We start from the raw sequence: 21,450 nt of genomic DNA, 5'->3' as shown, positions 1-21,450 counted from the left end.
ACACAGTGGACGCGAGCAACTGAGGACAAGCCCTCGGCCTATTAGTACCGGTCAACTCCACCCATTACTGGGCTTCCATATCCGGCCTATCAACCCAGTCGTCTACTGGGAGCCTTACCCTCTCAAGGAGGTGGGAATACTCATCTCGAAGCAGGCTTCCCGCTTAGATGCTTTCAGCGGTTATCCCTCCCGAACGTAGCCAACCAGCCATGCCCTTGGCAGAACAACTGGCACACCAGAGGTTCGTCCGTCCCGGTCCTCTCGTACTAGGGACAGCCCTTCTCAATATTCCTACGCGCACAGCGGATAGGGACCGAACTGTCTCACGACGTTCTAAACCCAGCTCGCGTACCGCTTTAATGGGCGAACAGCCCAACCCTTGGGACCGACTCCAGCCCCAGGATGCGACGAGCCGACATCGAGGTGCCAAACCATCCCGTCGATATGGACTCTTGGGGAAGATCAGCCTGTTATCCCCGGGGTACCTTTTATCCGTTGAGCGACGGCGCTTCCACAAGCCACCGCCGGATCACTAGTCCCGACTTTCGTCCCTGCTCGACCCGTCGGTCTCACAGTCAAGCTCCCTTGTGCACTTACACTCAACACCTGATTGCCAACCAGGCTGAGGGAACCTTTGGGCGCCTCCGTTACCCTTTAGGAGGCAACCGCCCCAGTTAAACTACCCATCAGACACTGTCCCTGATCCGGATCACGGACCCAGGTTAGACATCCAGCACGACCAGAGTGGTATTTCAACGACGACTCCACCTGAACTGGCGTCCAAGCTTCACAGTCTCCCACCTATCCTACACAAGCCGAACCGAACACCAATATCAAACTGTAGTAAAGGTCCCGGGGTCTTTCCGTCCTGCTGCGCGAAACGAGCATCTTTACTCGTAGTGCAATTTCACCGGGCCTATGGTTGAGACAGTCGAGAAGTCGTTACGCCATTCGTGCAGGTCGGAACTTACCCGACAAGGAATTTCGCTACCTTAGGATGGTTATAGTTACCACCGCCGTTTACTGGCGCTTAAGTTCTCAGCTTCGCCCTGTCGAAACAGAGCTAACCGGTCCCCTTAACGTTCCAGCACCGGGCAGGCGTCAGTCCGTATACATCGCCTTACGGCTTCGCACGGACCTGTGTTTTTAGTAAACAGTCGCTTCTCGCTGGTCTCTGCGGCCACCCCCAGCTCGAGGAGCAAGTCCTCTCACCAGTGATGGCCCCCCTTCTCCCGAAGTTACGGGGGCATTTTGCCGAGTTCCTTAACCATAGTTCACCCGAACGCCTCGGTATTCTCTACCTGACCACCTGAGTCGGTTTAGGGTACGGGCCGCCATGAAACTCGCTAGAGGCTTTTCTCGACAGCATAGGATCATCCACTTCACCACAATCGGCTCGGCATCAGGTCTCAGCCTTAATGTGTGACGGATTTGCCTATCACACGGCCTACACCCTTACCCCGGGACAACCACCGCCCGGGCTGGACTACCTTCCTGCGTCACCCCATCGCTTACCTACTACCACCTTGGGCCGGCGGCTCCACCACTCCCCATTGCCCGAAGGCTCCGGGGCGGCTTCACGGCCTTAGCATTAATGGGCTCAGTATTGGGCGTTTCAAAGCGGGTACCGGAATATCAACCGGTTGTCCATCGACTACGCCTGTCGGCCTCGCCTTAGGTCCCGACTTACCCTGGGCAGATCAGCTTGACCCAGGAACCCTTAGTCAATCGGCGCACACGTTTCTCACGTGTGTATCGCTACTCATGCCTGCATTCTCACTCGTGAACCGTCCACAACTCGCTTCCGCGGCTGCTTCACCCGGCACACGACGCTCCCCTACCCATCCCAGCGGGCGTTGGCCCTCATGCTGGAATGACACGACTTCGGCGGTACGCTTGAGCCCCGCTACATTGTCGGCGCGGAATCACTTGACCAGTGAGCTATTACGCACTCTTTCAAGGGTGGCTGCTTCTAAGCCAACCTCCTGGTTGTCTCTGCGACTCCACATCCTTTCCCACTTAGCGTACGCTTAGGGGCCTTAGTCGATGCTCTGGGCTGTTTCCCTCTCGACCATGGAGCTTATCCCCCACAGTCTCACTGCCGCGCTCTCACTTACCGGCATTCGGAGTTTGGCTAAGGTCAGTAACCCGGTAGGGCCCATCGCCTATCCAGTGCTCTACCTCCGGCAAGAAACACACGACGCTGCACCTAAATGCATTTCGGGGAGAACCAGCTATCACGGAGTTTGATTGGCCTTTCACCCCTAACCACAGGTCATCCCCCAGGTTTTCAACCCTGGTGGGTTCGGTCCTCCACGAAGTCTTACCTCCGCTTCAACCTGCCCATGGCTAGATCACTCCGCTTCGGGTCTTGAGCGCGCTACTAAATCGCCCTATTCGGACTCGCTTTCGCTACGGCTTCCCCACACGGGTTAACCTCGCAACACACCGCAAACTCGCAGGCTCATTCTTCAAAAGGCACGCAGTCACGAGATGCAAGCAAGCTTGCATCCGACGCTCCCACGGCTTGTAGGCACACGGTTTCAGGTACTATTTCACTCCGCTCCCGCGGTACTTTTCACCATTCCCTCACGGTACTATCCGCTATCGGTCACCAGGGAATATTTAGGCTTAGCGGGTGGTCCCGCCAGATTCACACGGGATTTCTCGGGCCCCGTGCTACTTGGGTGTCTCTTAAACGAGCCGCATGAATTTCAGCTACGGGGGTCTTACCCTCTACGCCGGACCTTTCGCATGTCCTTCGCCTATCCATACGGTTTCTGACTCGTCTCACGGCCGGCAGACCATGACAAAGAGATCCCACAACCCCGCATGCGCAACCCCTGCCGGGTATCACACGCATACGGTTTGGCCTCATCCGGTTTCGCTCGCCACTACTCCCGGAATCACGGTTGTTTTCTCTTCCTGAGGGTACTGAGATGTTTCACTTCCCCTCGTTCCCTCCACATGCCCTATGTGTTCAGGCATGGGTGACAGCCCATGACGACTGCCGGGTTTCCCCATTCGGAAACCCCCGGATCAAAGCCTGGTTGACGGCTCCCCGGGGACTATCGTGGCCTCCCACGTCCTTCATCGGTTCCTGGTACCAAGGCATCCACCGTGCGCCCTTAAAAACTTGGCCACAGATGCTCGCGTCCACTGTGCAGTTCTCAAGCAACGACCAGCCACCCATCACCCCACCACAACGTGGTGAGTGCACTGGGGCCGGCATCGCGAAGATAAAGACCGTAGCCCGTACCTTCAGACACCCAACAGCGTGCCCGACACCCTCGACTCTTCTCTGTGTTCCACGCCGAAGCAGTACTGACAGGAAGATCCCGAGTGTGCCGAATAATCAACGTTCCACCCATGAGCAACCAGCACCGGACATTCGCCGATGTACTGGCCTCTGATCCAGCCGAAGCCGGATAAGAAGTGCTCCTTAGAAAGGAGGTGATCCAGCCGCACCTTCCGGTACGGCTACCTTGTTACGACTTCGTCCCAATCGCCAGTCCCACCTTCGACAGCTCCCTCCCACAAGGGGTTGGGCCACCGGCTTCGGGTGTTACCGACTTTCGTGACGTGACGGGCGGTGTGTACAAGGCCCGGGAACGTATTCACCGCAGCAATGCTGATCTGCGATTACTAGCAACTCCGACTTCATGGGGTCGAGTTGCAGACCCCAATCCGAACTGAGACCGGCTTTTTGAGATTCGCTCCGCCTCACGGCTTCGCAGCTCTTTGTACCGGCCATTGTAGCACGTGTGCAGCCCAAGACATAAGGGGCATGATGACTTGACGTCGTCCCCACCTTCCTCCGAGTTGACCCCGGCAGTCTCCTGTGAGTCCCCATCACCCCGAAGGGCATGCTGGCAACACAGAACAAGGGTTGCGCTCGTTGCGGGACTTAACCCAACATCTCACGACACGAGCTGACGACAGCCATGCACCACCTGTATACCGACCACAAGGGGGCGACCATCTCTGGCCGTTTCCGGTATATGTCAAGCCTTGGTAAGGTTCTTCGCGTTGCGTCGAATTAAGCCACATGCTCCGCTGCTTGTGCGGGCCCCCGTCAATTCCTTTGAGTTTTAGCCTTGCGGCCGTACTCCCCAGGCGGGGAACTTAATGCGTTAGCTGCGGCACCGACGACGTGGAATGTCGCCAACACCTAGTTCCCAACGTTTACGGCGTGGACTACCAGGGTATCTAATCCTGTTCGCTCCCCACGCTTTCGCTCCTCAGCGTCAGTAATGGCCCAGAGATCCGCCTTCGCCACCGGTGTTCCTCCTGATATCTGCGCATTTCACCGCTACACCAGGAATTCCGATCTCCCCTACCACACTCTAGCCTGCCCGTATCGAATGCAGACCCGGGGTTAAGCCCCGGGCTTTCACATCCGACGCGACAAGCCGCCTACGAGCTCTTTACGCCCAATAATTCCGGACAACGCTTGCGCCCTACGTATTACCGCGGCTGCTGGCACGTAGTTAGCCGGCGCTTCTTCTGCAGGTACCGTCACTTTCGCTTCTTCCCTGCTGAAAGAGGTTTACAACCCGAAGGCCGTCATCCCTCACGCGGCGTCGCTGCATCAGGCTTTCGCCCATTGTGCAATATTCCCCACTGCTGCCTCCCGTAGGAGTCTGGGCCGTGTCTCAGTCCCAGTGTGGCCGGTCGCCCTCTCAGGCCGGCTACCCGTCGTCGCCTTGGTAGGCCATCACCCCACCAACAAGCTGATAGGCCGCGGGCTCATCCTTCACCGCCGGAGCTTTCAACCAGCTCCCATGCGGAAGCCGGTGTTATCCGGTATTAGACCCCGTTTCCAGGGCTTGTCCCAGAGTGAAGGGCAGATTGCCCACGTGTTACTCACCCGTTCGCCACTAATCCCCCACCGAAGCGGGTTCATCGTTCGACTTGCATGTGTTAAGCACGCCGCCAGCGTTCGTCCTGAGCCAGGATCAAACTCTCCGTGAATGTTTACCCGTAATCGGGTGTGACACTCGCGTTGAGCGGAACCGGAGGGGAGGAATGATCCCCTCGGTTCACAGCGTCCTCGCTGTGTTTTCTTCAAAGGAACCTCGACCATCCGAAGATGGACGGGGTATCAACTAATCTGGCGTTGATTTTTGGCACGCTGTTGAGTTCTCAAGGAACGGACGCTTCCTTCGTACTCACCCTCTCGGGCTTTCCTCCGGGCGCTTCCCTTCGGTATTTCGTGTTTCCAACCTTACCAGATCCTTTTTCCGTTCCGTTTCCGGTTCGGATTCAGTTCCCGGTGGCCGTTGGAGGGCCTTTGCCTTTCGGCTGGACCGACTTTATCAGAGATTCTGAGTCGGAATTTCCGGCCCCTCCTGGGCACCCTGTGAGGCACACAGATGTGCCGGGTTCCCGATCAGGCGGAGCCGTAAACGTACTGGAGCGGGGCGCCCCGATGCAAATCGAGGGGCCCCGCTCCGCAAGCGAGCTGGTGGGGCGTCAGACCTCGACGACCACCGGGAGGATCATCGGGCGCCGACGGTAGGTGTCGGAGACCCACTTGCCGATCGTGCGGCGGATCAGCTGCTGGAGCTGGTGCGGCTCCGCCACTCCGTCGGCGGCCGACCTGGCGATGGCGTCCTGGACCTTCGGGATGACCGCGTCGAACGCGTTGTCCTCGATGCCGGAGCCGCGGGCGTGGATGTGCGGGCCGCCGGTGATCTTGCCGGTCGTGGAGTCGACCACCACGAAGACCGAGATGATGCCCTCCTCGCCGAGGATGCGGCGGTCCTTCAGGTGCACCTCGGTGACGTCGCCGACCGAGAGGCCGTCGACGTACACGTACCCCGCCTGGACCTTGCCGACGATCTTGGCCTTGCCGTCGACGAGGTCGACCACGACGCCGTCCTCGGCGATGACGATGCGGTCCTTGGGGACACCCGTCAGGGCGCCGAGCTCGGCGTTGGCGCGGAGGTGGCGCCATTCGCCGTGAACCGGCATCAGGTTCTTCGGCCTGCAGATGTTGTAGAAGTACAGCAGCTCGCCGGCCGAGGCGTGGCCCGAGACGTGGACCTTGGCGTTGCCCTTGTGGACGACGTTGGCGCCCCAGCGGGTCAGGCCGTTGATCACGCGGTAGACCGCGTTCTCGTTGCCCGGGATCAGGGAGGACGCCAGGATCACGGTGTCGCCCTGGACGATGCGGATCTGGTGGTCACGGTTGGCCATGCGGGACAGGGCTGCCATCGGTTCGCCCTGGGAGCCCGTGCAGACGAGCACGATCTCGTGGTCCGGGAGGTCGTCGAGCGTCTTGACGTCGACGACCAGGCCGGCCGGGACGCGGAGGTAGCCCAGGTCGCGGGCGATACCCATGTTCCGGACCATCGAACGCCCGACGAAGGCGACTCGTCTGCCGTACTCGTGGGCCGCGTCGAGGATCTGCTGGATGCGGTGCACGTGGCTGGCGAAGCTGGCCACGATGATGCGCTTCTGGGCGCCCGCGAAGACCGAGCGCATGACATTGGAGATGTCGCGCTCGGGCGGGACGAAGCCCGGGACCTCGGCGTTCGTGGAGTCCGAGAGGAGGAGGTCGATGCCCTCCTCGCTGAGGCGCGCGAAGGCGTGCAGGTCGGTGAGACGGTTGTCCAGCGGGAGCTGGTCCATCTTGAAGTCACCGGTGTGGACGACCATGCCCGCGGGGGTGCGGATGGCGACGGCCAGGGCGTCCGGGATGGAGTGGTTGACCGCCACGAACTCGCAGTCGAAGGGGCCCAGACGCTCGCGGTCGCCCTCCGAGACCTCCAGGGTGTACGGACGGATCCGGTGCTCCTGGAGCTTGGCCTCGATGAGCGCGAGCGTCAGCTTGGAGCCGATGAGCGGGATGTCCGGCTTGAGCCGGAGCAGGAAGGGGACGCCACCGATGTGGTCCTCATGACCGTGCGTGAGCACGATGCCCTCGATGTCGTCGAGGCGGTCCTTGATGCTGGTGAAATCCGGAAGGATCAGGTCGATGCCGGGCTGCTCCTCCTCGGGGAAGAGCACGCCGCAGTCGACGATCAGCAGGCGGCCGTCGAACTCGAAGACGGTCATGTTCCGGCCGATCTCGCCGAGACCGCCGAGCGGGGTGACGCGCAGGCCGCCCTTGGGCAGCTTCGGGGGCGCGCCCAGTTCAGGATGCGGATGACTCAAAAGACTCTCCTCACCACACGCGCCACGTGGAGGCACGTGGCGCGCATGACATTCGTGCACTTGCTGTTGTCGGATGTGTTGTTCGTATTCAGTTATGAAGTCTGTGGCTACAGCTGTACCCCGCCGGCGGCGAGGTCGATCTTGAGCTGAGCGGTTTCCTCCGGGGAGAGCTCCACCAGCGGCAGGCGCAGCGGCCCGGCGGGGAGGCCCTGGAGGGCGAGGGCGGCCTTGGTAGTGATCACGCCCTGGGTACGGAACATACCGGTGAAGACCGGCAGCAGCTGCTGGTGGATCTCGGTGGCCTTCTGGACGTCACCGGTGAGGTGGGCGTCGAGGAGGGCGCGGAGCTCCGGGGTGACGACGTGGCTGACGACGGAGACGAAGCCGCAGGCGCCGACGGAGAGCAGCGGGAGGTTGAGCATGTCGTCGCCGGAGTACCAGGCGAGGCCGCTGCGGGCGATGGCCCAGCTGGCGCGGCCGAGGTCGCCCTTGGCGTCCTTGTTGGCGACGATGCGGGGGTGGTCGGCGAGGCGGACGATCGTCTCGGTGTCGATCGGGACGCCGCTGCGGCCGGGGATGTCGTACAGCATCACGGGGAGGCCGGTGGCATCCGCGATGGCGGTGAAGTGGCGGAAGAGGCCCTCTTGCGGGGGCTTGTTGTAGTACGGGGTGACGGCGAGCAGGCCGTGTGCGCCGGCGCGCTCCGCGGCGCGGGCCAGTTCGATGGAGTGGTGGGTGTCGTTGGTGCCGATGCCGGCGACGACGTGGGCACGGTCGCCGACCGCCTCGAGGACCGCTCGTACGAGCTGGTCTTTCTCCGCGTCGCTGGTGGTCGGGGACTCGCCGGTGGTGCCGCTGATGACCAGGCCGTCGTTGCCTGCGTCCACCAGGTGGGTGGCGAGCCGCTGAGCGCCGTCGAGGTCGAGTGCGCCGTCCGCCGTGAAGGGCGTGACCATAGCGGTGAGGACCCGCCCGAAGGGGGTCTGCGGAGTCGAGATCGGAGCCATGGGTAACACGCTACTCGCTGCTCTGCCCGCCGGGTCCCCTCGGGGGACGTGAGGGAGGTGGAGCCCGGCACTGCCTGCTCGGGGGTTCAAGCAGTGCCGGGTCCGTTTGATCAGCCTAGATGAACTTCTCGAAACGCCGCAATACGGACACTTCGGGCGGATGATCCGTACATCTGTGCCGTGCCGTGACCTGGGACGACTACGGAGCGACGCGGCCGTTGGCGTTGAAGGCGGCGTACGTCAGCGGCATCAGCCGCGCCCACTCCTGCTCCATCTTCTCCCCCACCATCTCGATCTCCCGCTGCGGGAAGGACGGGACCTTGGCCAGCTCGTGCTGCGTACGCAGGCCGAGGAAGTGCATCAGCGAGCGGGCGTTGCACGTGGCGTACATCGAGGAGAACAGGCCGACCGGGAGGACCGAGCGGGCGACCTCGCGGGCGACACCGGCGGCGAGCATCTCCTGGTACGCCTCGTACGCCTGGACGTAGGAGGCCTCCATCGTGCGCTCCACGAGGGCCTGCTGCTCCTCCGTGCCCTCGACGAAGACGTACTTGCCGGGGCGGCCCTGCTGGACGAGCTTGCGGGAGGCGTCCGGGACGTAGAAGACCGGCTGGAGCTCCCGGTAGCGGCCGGATTCCTCGTTGTACGACCAGCCCACGCGGTGCCGCATGAACTCGCGGAAGACGAAGATCGGGGCGCTGATGAAGAACGTCATCGAATTGTGCTCGAAGGGGCTGCCGTGCCGGTCCCGCATCAGGTAGTTGATCAGGCCCTTGGAGCGCTCCGGGTCCTTCGTGAGCTCCTCCAGGGACTGCTCGCCGGCCGTGGAGACGCGGGCCGCCCACAGGACGTCGGAGTCGGCGGCGCTGTGCTTGACCAGCTCGACGGTCACATCGCTGCGGAAGCTGGGCTTGAGGTCTTCGGCGGGGGTGTCGGTCACCGGCGGGGTCCTTCCAATTGCATCGCTCGGGCGGCGCCCACTCTACGGCCCGGCACTGACAGCACATGAATCCCTTGAATTCGGGCACCGAAAGGGGCACCAAACCGCTGCTTCGCGCGTCTGTCCCTGTAGCAGCGTCCATTACGAGTTCTCAAGGAGGGTTCTCACACATGTTCCGCCGGCGTGAGGCAGTCCCGTTCGCGTTCGTCGCCGAGGCCGACCGCTTCCGCAGTAACGTCACTCCCCCGGCTCGGCAGCGTCCCAGCCTTTCGGAGGTCGCCGGCCGTACGCTGATCGGGCTGACCGTCGTGGCCGGTCTGGCCGGGTCGCTGCTCTTCGGCCTTCCGGCGATGGAGTCCGGCCCCGCCACCACCGGTCACAGTCAGAAGTCCGAGGCATCCAACGGACGCTGACGCGGGGACTGCCCCGTACGGCCACCCTGGGGTGGCCGGGCGTCGACCTGCTGGGTAGCCTCACCCGGCACAGCCCATCGAGCGTGCGTATGAGTGAGGATCAGCCGTGCCCCTGCCCTTCCTGACGGCCGACCGTGGTTTCGACACCGACGAGGACGTCGCGCTGCCGTTCGACGATCACGATCAGTGGCGCCGTCCGTACCGCCCGGGGCCCTGGCGGGTCGCCGCGGCGGCGGTGGCGCTGCTGCTCGCCTCGTTCATGCTGCTGGCCACCATGATCATCGCCTTCGCGGGGGCGCCGTCGGCTGCGATCGTGTGCTTCGTGCTGGCGGCCCTGGTGGTCGTCTGCGCACTGCGCATGCTGCGCGTGGGGACCTGGGTGAGCCGGCACGGTCTGCGGCGCGTCGCGTTCTTCCGGACGACGACACTGCCCTGGGCGCAGACCACCGACGTACGCACCGTGCAGCAGCCCGTGCGGTGGCTCGGGCTGCCGCGCACCGTGCAGGGGCAGGCTCTCGTCGCCGTACGCAAGGGTGGTGAGCAGCTGGCGCTGCTCACCGACCACAACGCGGACTTCCTGGCGCGGGTCGAGGCGTTCGACCGGGCGGCCGACACGGTCGAGGCCTGGAGCGCGGAGTACGGCGCTAGTTCCTGACCGCGGTCAGCTCCCGACCGGCTGCCTGCCCTCGTGGAGGGCGATCGCGCGCTGCATCGCCTTGCGGGCGCGCGGGGTGTCGCGGGCGTCGTGGTAGGCGACCGCGAGCCGGAACCAGCAGCGCCAGTCGTCCGGTGAGTCCTCGGTCTCCTCGCGCCGCTTGGCGAAGACGGCGTCGGCGGAGTCCCGGTCGATGCGGCCGCCGGGCGTGCGCTTCAACTCGTCGACCGGCAGCCCGCCTTCGGCTTCCAGTTCGGCAGCCAGGCGGTTGGCCTTGGTGACGAACTGGGTGTTCTTCCACAGGAACCAGACGCCGATGACCGGCAGGACGAGCACCGCGCAGCCGAAGGTGACGGTGAGCGCGGTGCCCTGCTGGATCAGCATCACGCCCCGGCTGCCGACCAGGACGAAGTAGACGACCAGGACGGCAGCCGTGACGACATACGTGAGCTTCGCGCGCATGACGGCGGTCAGCCCAGGTCCAGGAAGTGTTCCAGGCCGAAGGTGAGGCCCGGGGTCGTCACCACGCGGCGCGCGCCGAGCAGGATGCCCGGCATGAAGCTGCTGTGGTGCAGCGAGTCGTGGCGGACCGTCAGGGTCTCGCCCTCGCCGCCGAGGAGCACCTCCTGGTGGGCCAGCAGGCCCCTGAGGCGTACGGCGTGGACCGGCACGCCCTCCACGTTCGCTCCCCGGGCGCCGTCCAGGGCCGTCGTCGTGGCGTCCGGCTGCGGAGCGCAGCCGGCCTCCGCGCGGGCGGCGGCGATCAGCTGGGCGGTGCGGGTGGCGGTGCCGGAGGGGGCGTCCACCTTGTTCGGGTGGTGCAGCTCGACGACCTCGACCGACTCGAAGTAGGGCGCCGCGATCTGCGCGAACTTCATGGTGAGGACCGCGCCGATGGAGAAGTTCGGCGCGATCAGGACACCGGTGTCGGGCGAGGCCTCCAGCCAGCCGTTCAGCTGGGTGAGCCGCTCCTCGGTCCAGCCGGTCGTGCCCACCACGGCGTGGATGCCATGGCGTACGCAGAAGTCGAGGTTGCCCATGACGGAGGCGGGGGTGGTCAGCTCCACCGCGACCTGGGTGCCGGTCTCGGCGAGCGTCTCCAGCTTGTCGCCCCGGCCGAGGGCCGCGACCAGTTCCATGTCGTCGGCGGCCTCGACGGCGCGTACGGCTTCGGCGCCGATGCGTCCCTTGGCGCCGATGACCGCGACCCGCAGCTTGCTGCTCATGCTCGTGCTTCTTCCTTCGGTTCCGTCAGGGGTGCGTTACGCCACCGCTTCGTGGAGGCGGTCCGCCTGCTTGTCCTTCAGGGGGCCGATCACCGACAGCGACGGGCGCTGTCCGAGGAGCTCGGCGGCCACCTCTCGTACATCATCGGGGGTGACGGCCGCCATGTGGGTGAGCATGTCGTCGACCGACATCTGGTCGCCCCAGCACAGCTCGCTCTTGCCGATGCGGTTCATCAGCGCGCCGGTGTCCTCCAGGCCGAGGACGGTGGAGCCCTTGAGCTGGCCGATGGCCCGCTCGATCTCGTCGTCGGTCAGGCCGTCCGTCGCGACCCGGTCCAGCTCGTCCCGGCAGATCTTCAGGACGTCGTGGACCTGGTTGGGGCGGCAGCCCGCGTACACGCCGAACAGGCCGCAGTCGGCGAAGCCCGACGTGTACGAGTAGACGCTGTAGGCCAGGCCGCGCTTCTCGCGGACCTCCTGGAAGAGGCGCGAGGACATGCCACCGCCCAGGGCCGTGTTCAGTACGCCCAGGGCCCAGCGGCGGTCGTCGGTGCGGGCGAAGCCCGGTACGCCGAGGACGACGTGGGCCTGCTCGGTGCGGCGGCTGAGCACCTCGACGCGGCCCGCCGTGCGGATGGTGCGCCGGCCGTCGCGCGGGGCGACCGGGACGGCGTCCGTGCGGGTGAGGGCGCCGGCCTTCTCGAAGGCGCGGCGGACCTGGCGTACGACCGTGGCGTGGTCGATGTTGCCGGCGGCGGCGACGACCAGGTGCGTGGGGTCGTAGTGCTTCTTGTAGAAGCGGCGGATGCGGTCGGCGGTGAGTGCCTCGACGGTGTCGACGGTGCCGAGGACCGGGCGGCCCAGCGGCGTGTCGCCGAACATCGTCTTGGCGAACAGGTCATGGACGACGTCGCCCGGGTCGTCCTCGGTCATCGCGATCTCTTCGAGGATGACTCCGCGCTCGGCGTCGACGTCCTCCTGGAGGATCAGCGAGCCGGTGAGCATGTCGCAGACGACGTCGATGGCGAGCGGCAGGTCGGTGTCCAGCACACGCGCGTAGTAGCAGGTGTACTCCTTCGCCGTGAAGGCGTTCATCTCGCCGCCCACCGCGTCGATGGCGGAGGAGATGTCGAGGGCGCTGCGCCTGTGCGTGCCCTTGAAGAGGAGGTGCTCCAGGTAGTGCGTGGCGCCGCCCAGGGTGGGCGTCTCGTCGCGGGAGCCGACGTGCGCCCAGATGCCGAAGGTGGCGGAGCGGACCGAGGGCAGGGTCTCGGTGACGATACGGAGGCCGCCGGGCAGGGTGGTGCGGCGGACCGTGCCGATGCCGTCCTTGCCCTTGAGAAGCGTTTGGGTACGGGCGACGGCCCGCGCCTCCGAGGAGGTGCGGGCCGTCGCCTTCGAACTACGGGACGTCACTGGTCGGTGTCGTCCTTCGTCTCGCCCTCGGCAGCGTCCTCGTCCGCCATCACGGGGACCAGGGAGAGCTTGCCGCGCTGGTCGATCTCCGCGATCTCGACCTGGACCTTGGCGCCGACCGCGAGCACGTCCTCGACGTTCTCCACGCGCTTGCCACCGGCGAGCTTGCGGATCTGCGAGATGTGCAGCAGGCCGTCCTTGCCCGGCATCAGGGACACGAACGCACCGAAGGTGGTGGTCTTGACGACCGTACCCAGGTAGCGCTCGCCGACCTCCGGCATGGTCGGGTTGGCGATGCCGTTGATCGTGGCGCGGGCGGCCTCGGCCTGCGAGCCGACCTGGGCACCGATGTAGATGGTGCCGTCGTCCTCGATCGTGATCTCTGCGCCGGTGTCCTCCTGGATCTGGTTGATCATCTTGCCCTTGGGGCCGATGACCTCGCCGATCTTGTCCACGGGGATCTTGACGGTGATGATCCGCGGGGCGTTCGGGGACATCTCGTCCGGCGTGTCGATCGCTTCCATCATCACGTCGAGGATGTGGAGGCGGGCGTCGCGGGCCTGCTTGAGGGCCGCGGCCAGGACGGAGGCCGGGATGCCGTCCAGCTTGGTGTCGAGCTGGAGGGCGGTGACGAACTCCTTCGTACCGGCGACCTTGAAGTCCATGTCGCCGAAGGCGTCCTCCGCACCGAGGATGTCGGTGAGCGCGACGTAGTGCGTCTTGCCGTCGACCTCCTCGGAGATCAGGCCCATGGCGATACCGGCGACGGGGGCCTTCAGGGGCACACCGGCGTTCAGCAGCGACATGGTGGAGGCGCAGACCGAGCCCATGGACGTCGAGCCGTTGGAGCCGAGGGCCTCGGACACCTGACGGATCGCGTACGGGAACTCCTCGCGCGTCGGCAGGACCGGCACGATCGCGCGCTCGGCGAGCGCGCCGTGGCCGATCTCGCGGCGCTTCGGGGAACCGACGCGGCCGGTCTCACCGACGGAGTACGGCGGGAAGTTGTAGTTGTGCATGTAGCGCTTGCGGGTCACCGGGGAGAGGGTGTCCAGCTGCTGCTCCATACGGAGCATGTTGAGGGTGGTGACGCCCAGGATCTGGGTCTCGCCACGCTCGAACAGCGCCGAGCCGTGCACGCGCGGGATGGCCTCGACCTCGGCCGCGAGCGTACGGATGTCGGTCAGGCCACGGCCGTCGATGCGGACCTTGTCCTTGATGACGCGCTCGCGGACCAGCTTCTTGGTCAGCGCGCGGTACGCGGCGGAGATCTCCTTCTCGCGGCCCTCGAACTGCGGGAGCAGCTTCTCGGCGGCGATCTCCTTGACGCGGTCCAGCTCGGTCTCGCGCTCCTGCTTGCCGGCGATGGTGAGCGCCTGGGAGAGCTCGGTCTTGACCGCGGCGGTCAGCGCCTCCAGGACGTCGTCCTGGTACTCGAGGAAGACCGGGAACTCGCCGACCGGCTTGGCGGCCTTGGCGGCGAGGTCCGACTGGGCCTTGCACAGCACCTTGATGAAGGGCTTCGCGGCCTCGAGACCGGCGGCGACGACCTCCTCGGTGGGGGCCTCGGCGCCGTCCTTGACGAGCTGGATGGTCTTCTCGGTGGCCTCGGCCTCGACCATCATGATCGCGACGTCGCCGTCCTCCAGGACGCGACCGGCGACGACCATGTCGAAGACGGCGTCCTCGAGCTCGGTGTGCGTCGGGAACGCGACCCACTGGCCCTTGATCAGGGCGACACGGGTGCCGCCGATCGGGCCGGAGAAGGGCAGGCCGGCCAGCTGCGTGGAGCAGGAGGCGGCGTTGATCGCGACCACGTCGTACAGGTGGTCGGGGTTGAGCGCCATGATCGTCTCGACGATCTGGATCTCGTTGCGCAGGCCCTTCTTGAAGGAGGGGCGCAGCGGCCGGTCGATCAGGCGGCAGGTGAGGACGGCGTCCTCGGAGGGGCGGCCCTCCCGGCGGAAGAAGGAGCCGGGGATCTTGCCGGCCGCGTACATCCGCTCCTCGACGTCCACCGTCAGGGGGAAGAAGTCGAGCTGGTCCTTGGGCTTCTTGGAGGCGGTCGTGGCCGACAGCACCATGGTGTCGTCGTCCAGGTACGCCACGGCGGAGCCGGCGGCCTGCTTGGCCAGGCGGCCCGTCTCGAAGCGGATGGTGCGGGTGCCGAAGGAGCCGTTGTCGATGACGGCCTCGGCGTAGTGGGTCTCGTTCTCCACTAGCGGTTTCTCCATTACTTGTCGTCTTTGGTCCCATGCGCCCGTGTGGCGGAGGGACGGGGCGGAGAAGCGCGCCTTGTGTGCGGGCCGGTCTTCGATCGAAGCACCCGGGGTGTGTCTCCCGGGGGCCACTACCGAGGACCGGCGGCGGCGAGGGCGCCTCTCCTGTGCGTACTTATGGAATTTTCGTTATGGCGTTGTGCGACCAGCCTACAAAGGGGTGGTGACAGTCCGCACGTACAGCAAAGGGAGCGGCCCCCTGATCGTGGGAACCGCTCCCTTCACGGCGTCTTACTTGGCGCCGCCGGCCGCACCGCGGCGGATGCCGAGGCGGTCGACCAGCGCGCGGAAGCGCTGGATGTCCTTCTTGGCCAGGTACTGCAGCAGACGGCGACGCTGGCCGACCAGGATCAGCAGACCACGACGGGAGTGGTGGTCGTGCTTGTGGGTCTTGAGGTGCTCGGTCAGGTCCGAGATGCGGCGGGAGAGCATGGCGACCTGGACCTCGGGGGAGCCGGTGTCGCCCTCCTTGGTGCCGAACTCGGCCATGATCTGCTTCTTCGTAGCGGCGTCGAGAGACACTCGGTACTCCTCTTGGTGTTCGATGCGCCCGCGAGTGCCCCTGGTCTTGGTCTCAGGGGAGCTTCCGTGACTCGGAGGCGAAGGTCCGATGAGCGCAGCTTCCAGATACTCCGGGAGCGCGTACACAAACGGCCGTTACACAGCGTACCAGCCCGCTGGTGCGGGCCTTGCGCTGGGCTGCGGGGCGGGCGTGCTAGCTCGTCAGTGAGCGGGCCGCCATGAAGACGTCCAGGACGGCGAGGCACAGCGGGACCAGGGAGAGCAGTACCGCGCCCTCGGCGAGGTCGAGCAGGCGCCCCCAGAAGGGTGACAGGCCCTTCTTCGGGATGACCAGGCCGATCGCGGTGATCAGGGCGGCTCCGGCGGCGACGGAGGCGGTGAGCCAGATCGTACGGATGTCCAGGGCGCCCCGGTCCCCGTACCGGATCAGCTCGTACACCAGGTCGGCCGGCGGGTTCAGGGACAGCCCCAGCACCAGCAGGGCGATGGCGGCGATCCCGGCCACGAGGACGCAGGCGACCTGCGAGGTGTAGCGGAAGAGGCGGGCGCGCAGCAGCATGGCGAGGCCGGAGGCGAGCGCGAGGAGCTCGCCCCAGACGTTGCCGGCGAAGCCCAGGACGGCGGCGGAGCCGACGACGACGGCCGCGCAGCCGCCGACCAGGCCCAGCAGCATCTCGTGACCGCGGCGGGCCTGGAGCGCGATCCGCTCGGCGTCGACGGGCTGGGCGTCCGGGGCCTCGTTCGGGTCGGTGAACGTGTCGTCGTCGTAGCCGCCCGTGGCGCTGCGCGGCGCGGCGTACCCGATGGGGAGGCGGGCGAAGCGGGCGGACAGGCCCGGCAGGAAGGCGACCAGGCCGATGGCGACCGGGGCGCAGACGGCGGCGGTCTCGGTGGCGGAGGCCTCGGTGAGGATGGCCGCGAAGGTGGCGAGGGTGCCGACGGTCGACAGGAAGGTGGCCGCCACGAAGGGGGCGTCTCCGCTCGGGGTGAGCGCGACCAGGGCGACGGAGGCGACCAGCACGGCGACGCAGCCGAGCAGGAACTGCAGCCGTCCCGGCCCGTGGCCGGCGGCCGGGCCGATGATGCCGGAGCCGGCGATCAGCAGCAGCGGCAGCGCGCCGAGGCCGAGGGCGACGGCGGTGGCGCGGTCGCCGTAGACCCGGGCGCGTACGCCGGCGAAGGCGGTGAGCAGCAGTCCGACGGCGCCCGCGATGATGCCGGGCAGGCCGTGCATGTCGTGGCGGACGGGGTCGGCGAACCAGAGCACGAAGCCCATCAGGACCAGCAGCAGGACACCACCGACGAGACCCGCCGCGCGCAGCAGGTCGTCGCTCCACAGATGACGGTCGCGGGTGACGGCGGAGGCGACGGCGTCGGAGACGTCGTCGAAGACGGCCGGCGGGAGGGATTCGGCGAATGGGCGCAGCGAGAGGACCTCGCCGTCGAGCACCTGCTGGGCGGCGAGAGTGCGGGCGCCGTCGAGGACGGTGCCGTCACGGCGGACGAGGTGGTAGCCGGTGGGGGTGCCGGGCGCCTGGGTCTGGCCGGTGAGCCGGAGGATCTCCGGGTAGACGTCGGCGACGGCGATGTCCTCGGGGAGAGCGACATCGATCCGGCTGTCCGGCGCCACGACGGTGACGCGGCAGAAGCCGGTCGCTGCGGTCGTACTCACGTGTCTGGACCCCCTGATTCGCGGTTGCGCACGGTGCGCGCGCCACCCTACCGGGCAGCCGTGTCAGTGGCTGCAAGTAGGATCGCCAGTCGCGGGAGGAGGCCGTCGCCACGGGGGCGCCGGTGCGGAACCTGCCTTCCGACTTCCGTCCGTACCCGAGGGATTGATGCTCCGGTGAGCCAGATCGTCGTCAAACGCCCGCCGCGGTCCCTTCCGCCGGAAGTGCCCACGGAAGAGCTGACTCTGGAGGCTCCGCCGGAACTGCCGCGGGGGCAGCAGGAGGGCATGCTGATGCAGGTCCTGCCGGTCCTCGGCATGGGCTCGTCGGTGGTCTTCTTCTTCATGACGCCGTCTCCGATGATGCGCATCATGGGCGTTCTGATGCTGGCGTCGACGGTCGCCATGGTCGTCGCGCAGATCGTCAGATACCGGCGTGGTACGCAGGGGCAAATTGCCGATGTGCGGCGCGACTACCTCAAATACCTCGCGCAGACGCGGCGTACGGTCCGCAAGACCGCCCGTGCCCAGCGCGACGCCCAGTTGTATCTGCACCCCTCCCCCGAGCAGCTGTGGTCGGTGGTGGCCGAGGGCTCGCGGGTGTGGGAACGGCGTGTGGGCGACAAGGACTTCGGGCAGGTACGGGTCGGGCTCGGCGCGCAGCAGCTGTCGACGCCGCTGGTGGCACCCGAGACGGCACCGGTCGACGAGCTGGAGCCGCTGTGCGCGGGTGCGATGCAGCAGTTCCTGGCCGTGCACGGCTCGTTGGACGGGCTGCCGATGGCCGTATCGATGCGGGCGTTCTACCACGTGACGGTGTCCGGTGAGCCGGAGGCGGCGCAGGGGGCGGCGCGGGCCCTGGTTTCGCAGTTGGTGACGCTGCACTCCCCCGAGGACCTGATGGTCGCGGTGGTCGCCGCGCCCGGTGCCGTACCGCGCTGGGACTGGACGAAGTGGCTGCCCCACACCCAGGTGCCGGGTCAGCTCGACGGGGCCGGTACGAAGCGGCTGTTCGGGGACGACCTGGGTGAGCTGGAGCAGTTGCTGCACAGCCGGCTCGACGGGCGGCCCCGGTTCGGCCGGGACAATCAGCCGGTGCTGGACCAGCCGCACATCGTGGTGGTGCTCGACGGCGGGATGGTGCCGCCGGACTCGCTGTTCGCGGCGGCCGAGGGCCTGCAGGGCGTGACCATCGTCGAGGTGGTCTCGGGTGACCTGGACGAGCCGCGCGGTGGGCTCTCCGTGGTTGTGCGGCCGGGACGGCTGCGGCTGGAGTCGGGGGCGGGCTTCGCGTACGAAGGGGTGCCGGACACCATCTCCCTGGCAGCCGCCGAGGCGCTGGCGCGGCAGCTGGCGCCGCTGCGCACGGGCGGGGGCGACGACGACGAACCGCTGCTGGCCAACCTGGACTTCACCGACCTGCTGAACCTGGGTGACGCGGCCGCGGTGGACGTGGCGCGGACCTGGCGCCCACGGTCGACCGCCGAGCGGCTGCGCGTGCCGATCGGTGTCGGTGAGGACGGCCAGCCGGTGATGCTGGACCTCAAGGAAGCCGCACAGGAGGGCATGGGCCCGCACGGGCTGTGCGTGGGCGCGACCGGTTCCGGCAAGTCGGAACTGCTGCGCACCCTGGTGCTCGGTCTGGCGGTGACGCACTCCTCCGAGACGCTGAACTTCGTGCTCGCGGACTTCAAGGGTGGCGCGACGTTCGCGGGCATGTCGCAGATGCCGCACGTGGCCGCTGTCATCACCAACCTGGCCGACGACCTGACGCTCGTCGACCGCATGGGTGACGCGATCCGCGGTGAACTGCAGCGCCGGCAGGAGCTGCTGCGCTCGGCCGGCAACTACGCCAACATCCACGACTACGAGAAGGCGCGGGCGGCGGGTGCCCCACTGGAGCCGCTGGCGTCACTCGTCCTGGTGATCGACGAGTTCTCCGAACTCCTCACCGCCAAGCCCGACTTCATCGACATGTTCATCCAGATCGGCCGTATCGGCCGGTCCCTGGGCGTACACCTGCTGCTCGCCTCGCAGCGCCTGGAGGAAGGCAAGCTGCGCGGCCTGGACACCTACCTCTCGTACCGGATCGGTCTGCGGACCTTCTCGGCGGCCGAGTCGCGTACGGCGATCGGTGTGCCGGACGCGTACCACCTGCCGTCGGTGCCCGGTTCGGGCTACCTCAAGTTCGGTACGGACGAGATGACGCGCTTCAAGGCGGCGTACGTCTCGGGTACGTACCGCACGGGCGGGCCGCAGTTGTCGGCCGGCCACCTGCCGATCGAGCGGCGCCCGGCCGTCTTCACCGCGCCCCCGGTGCCGGTGGTGTACGCGGCGCCGGATCCGGCGCACCTCGCCCCCTCGCAGAGCGAGGAGGACGACGCGCTCGCCGACACCGTCCTCGATGTCATCGTGCGCCGGCTGGAGGGCCAGGGCGTGCCCGCCCACCAGGTGTGGCTGCCGCCGCTGGACCAGGCGCCGTCGCTCGACCAACTGCTGCCGGGCCTCGCGCCGACGGCGGAGCGGGGCCTCACGGCGACGGAGTACACCCGTCCGGGCGGTCTGACCGTGCCGCTGGGCCTGATCGACAAGCCGTTCGAGCAGCGCCGTGAGGTGCTGTACCGGGACTTCTCGGGCGCGGCGGGCCACATGATGGTCGTGGGCGGACCGCAGTCCGGCAAGTCGACCCTGATGCGGACGCTGATCTCGTCGTTCGCGCTCACCCACACCCCGTACGAGGTGCAGTTCTACGCCCTGGACTTCGGCGGCGGCGGTATGTCCTCGCTGGCGGACCTGCCGCACGTCGGCGGCGTCGCGTCCCGCCTGGACCCGGAGCGGGTGCGGCGTACGGTCGCGGAGGTCATGGGTGTGCTGAACCGGCGGGAGGAGTTCTTCCGCTCCCAGGGCATCGATTCCATCGCCACCTACCGGCGCAAGCGCGCGGCGGGGGAACTGCCGGGCGAGGCGTGGGGCGACGTGTTCCTGGTGATCGACGGCTGGGGCGGCTTCAAGACCGAGTACGAGATGCTGGAGCCGGTCGTCGCCGACCTCGCGGCACGCGGTCTCGGTTACGGCATCCACGTCATCATCACCGCCGCCCGGTACATGGAGGTGCGGGCGGCGCTCAAGGACCAGATGCTCGGGCGTCTGGAGCTGCGGCTCGGTGACGTCATGGACTCGGAGTTCGACCGGAAGGTCGCGGCGAACGTCCCGGCGGGTGTGCCGGGGCGCGGCCAGGTACCGGAGAAGCTGCACTTCATGGGTGCGCTGCCGCGCATCGACGGCTCCAGCAGCGCGGGGGACCTGGCGGACGGCACGGCCGCGTTCGTGCAGGCGGTGAAGGGCAGCTGGAGCGGGCCCCCGGCGCCGGGCGTGCGGCTTCTGCCCCGCAAGATCCTGGCCGACCACCTGCCGAAGGGCTTCGAGTTCCCGCAGCGCGGCGTGGCGATCGGCATCGACGAGGCCAATCTGGAGCCGGTGTTCGTCAACTTCGAGACCGATCCGTTCTTCCTCATCTTCGGTGAGAGCGAGACCGGAAAGACGAACCTGCTGCGGCTGATCGCGAAGCAGATCGCGGAGCGGTATTCCGCGGACGAGGCGAAGCTCGTCGTCGGTGACTACCGGCGCGCCCTGCTCGGTGCCCTGCCGGAGGAGCACCTGCTCGAGTACGCGCCGATGGCCAGCTCGATGCAGATGCACATGGAGGCCCTGACAGGCCTGTTCGCGCGGCGTCAGCCGCCGGCCGATGTCACACCCCAGCAGCTGCGTGACCGCAGCTGGTGGTCGGGTCCGCAGATCTTCATCATCGTGGACGACTACGACCTGGTCGCCGCCGGCTCCGGAAACCCTCTGGCACCGCTCACGGACTTCCTGCCCTTCGCCCGCGACACGGGCGTCCGCTTCATCATCGCCCGCAACTCCGCCGGGGCGTCGCGGTCGATGTACGAGAGCTTCATGCAGCGCATCAAGGAGCTGGGCGCACAGGGCGTGGTCCTGTCCGGCGACCCCTCCGAGGGCGACCTGATCGGCAACGTCCGCCCGCGACCGCTGCCTCCGGGACGCGGCTTCTTCGCGGCGCGGAAGGGCGGGGCGTCGCTGGTGCAGCTGGGGAAGATGCCGGAGCTGTGATCCGCGTCGGCGGAAGCCGCTCCGGATGAACACG

Annotated in this window: 12 protein-coding genes and 2 rRNA genes; 3 read left to right on the top strand and 11 right to left on the bottom strand. The window is 66.8% G+C overall.

Annotated elements, in window-relative coordinates; translation table 11 throughout:
- Positions 1–21: 21 nt before the first annotated feature.
- From BKD26_RS35690 to thyX, 5 genes are all read right to left on the bottom strand, one after another.
- Positions 22–3,142 (bottom strand): 23S ribosomal RNA (locus tag BKD26_RS35690).
- Positions 3,143–3,446: 304 nt separating this feature from the next.
- A 16S ribosomal RNA gene (locus tag BKD26_RS35685) occupies positions 3,447–4,974 on the bottom strand.
- Together the 16S and 23S rRNA genes form the textbook arrangement of a ribosomal RNA operon.
- A 501-nt stretch (positions 4,975–5,475) precedes the next feature.
- Positions 5,476–7,161: a ribonuclease J gene (locus BKD26_RS35675; protein WP_084906869.1), complete on the bottom strand. Its 1,686-nt coding sequence runs from the start codon at positions 7,159–7,161 to the stop codon at positions 5,476–5,478.
- Between the two features lie 107 nt (positions 7,162–7,268).
- Entirely contained in the window at positions 7,269–8,168 is a 900-nt protein-coding gene (gene dapA / locus BKD26_RS35670; protein ID WP_084906867.1) for a 4-hydroxy-tetrahydrodipicolinate synthase, read from the bottom strand.
- Positions 8,169–8,367: 199 nt separating this feature from the next.
- Positions 8,368–9,108: an FAD-dependent thymidylate synthase gene (thyX, locus tag BKD26_RS35665; protein ID WP_084906864.1), complete on the bottom strand. Its 741-nt coding sequence runs from the start codon at positions 9,106–9,108 to the stop codon at positions 8,368–8,370.
- Between the two features lie 170 nt (positions 9,109–9,278).
- Between thyX and BKD26_RS35660 the strand changes: the two genes are divergently transcribed.
- Both BKD26_RS35660 and BKD26_RS35655 read left to right on the top strand, forming a co-directional pair.
- On the top strand, positions 9,279–9,521 hold the full coding sequence (locus BKD26_RS35660; RefSeq protein WP_084906862.1) for a hypothetical protein: 243 nt from the start codon (positions 9,279–9,281) through the stop codon (positions 9,519–9,521).
- 106 nt (positions 9,522–9,627) lie between these two features.
- Positions 9,628–10,176, top strand: coding sequence for a hypothetical protein (locus BKD26_RS35655; protein WP_084906860.1), 549 nt, complete (start codon positions 9,628–9,630; stop codon positions 10,174–10,176).
- A 6-nt stretch (positions 10,177–10,182) separates the two neighbouring features.
- On the opposite strand, the gene BKD26_RS35650 is transcribed toward BKD26_RS35655, so the two are convergent.
- The 6 genes from BKD26_RS35650 to eccD form a co-directional block, all read right to left on the bottom strand.
- Positions 10,183–10,638 (bottom strand): tetratricopeptide repeat protein, encoded by a 456-nt coding sequence (locus tag BKD26_RS35650; RefSeq protein WP_084906857.1) that lies wholly within the window; start codon positions 10,636–10,638, stop codon positions 10,183–10,185.
- An 8-nt stretch (positions 10,639–10,646) separates the two neighbouring features.
- A complete protein-coding gene (gene dapB, locus BKD26_RS35645; RefSeq protein ID WP_084906854.1) occupies positions 10,647–11,402 on the bottom strand; it encodes a 4-hydroxy-tetrahydrodipicolinate reductase in 756 nt (251 codons plus the stop codon).
- A gap of 36 nt (positions 11,403–11,438) precedes the next feature.
- Entirely contained in the window at positions 11,439–12,818 is a 1,380-nt protein-coding gene (locus BKD26_RS35640; protein ID WP_084906851.1) for a pitrilysin family protein, read from the bottom strand.
- Positions 12,815–15,037 (bottom strand): polyribonucleotide nucleotidyltransferase, encoded by a 2,223-nt coding sequence (locus BKD26_RS35635; RefSeq protein WP_084906848.1) that lies wholly within the window; start codon positions 15,035–15,037, stop codon positions 12,815–12,817. Before BKD26_RS35635 ends, BKD26_RS35640 begins: the two co-directional genes overlap by 4 nt.
- A 291-nt stretch (positions 15,038–15,328) precedes the next feature.
- Positions 15,329–15,619: a 30S ribosomal protein S15 gene (gene rpsO, locus BKD26_RS35630; protein ID WP_003958228.1), complete on the bottom strand. Its 291-nt coding sequence runs from the start codon at positions 15,617–15,619 to the stop codon at positions 15,329–15,331.
- Positions 15,620–15,812: 193 nt separating this feature from the next.
- Positions 15,813–17,291 (bottom strand): type VII secretion integral membrane protein EccD, encoded by a 1,479-nt coding sequence (gene eccD, locus BKD26_RS35625; RefSeq protein ID WP_084906845.1) that lies wholly within the window; start codon positions 17,289–17,291, stop codon positions 15,813–15,815.
- A 174-nt stretch (positions 17,292–17,465) separates the two neighbouring features.
- On the opposite strand from eccD, the gene eccCa reads away from it, so the two are divergent.
- Positions 17,466–21,416, top strand: a complete 3,951-nt coding sequence (gene eccCa / locus BKD26_RS35620; RefSeq protein WP_084906842.1) for a type VII secretion protein EccCa — start codon at positions 17,466–17,468, stop codon at positions 21,414–21,416.
- Positions 21,417–21,450: the final 34 nt, after the last annotated feature.

Origin of the sequence: Streptomyces sp. CB03238 (assembly GCF_002099185.1) — a bacterium.
GTDB lineage: Bacteria > Actinomycetota > Actinomycetes > Streptomycetales > Streptomycetaceae > Streptomyces.
The sequence above is the reverse complement of the archived record's forward strand: the minus strand, read 5'-3'. Positions and strand labels throughout refer to the sequence as shown.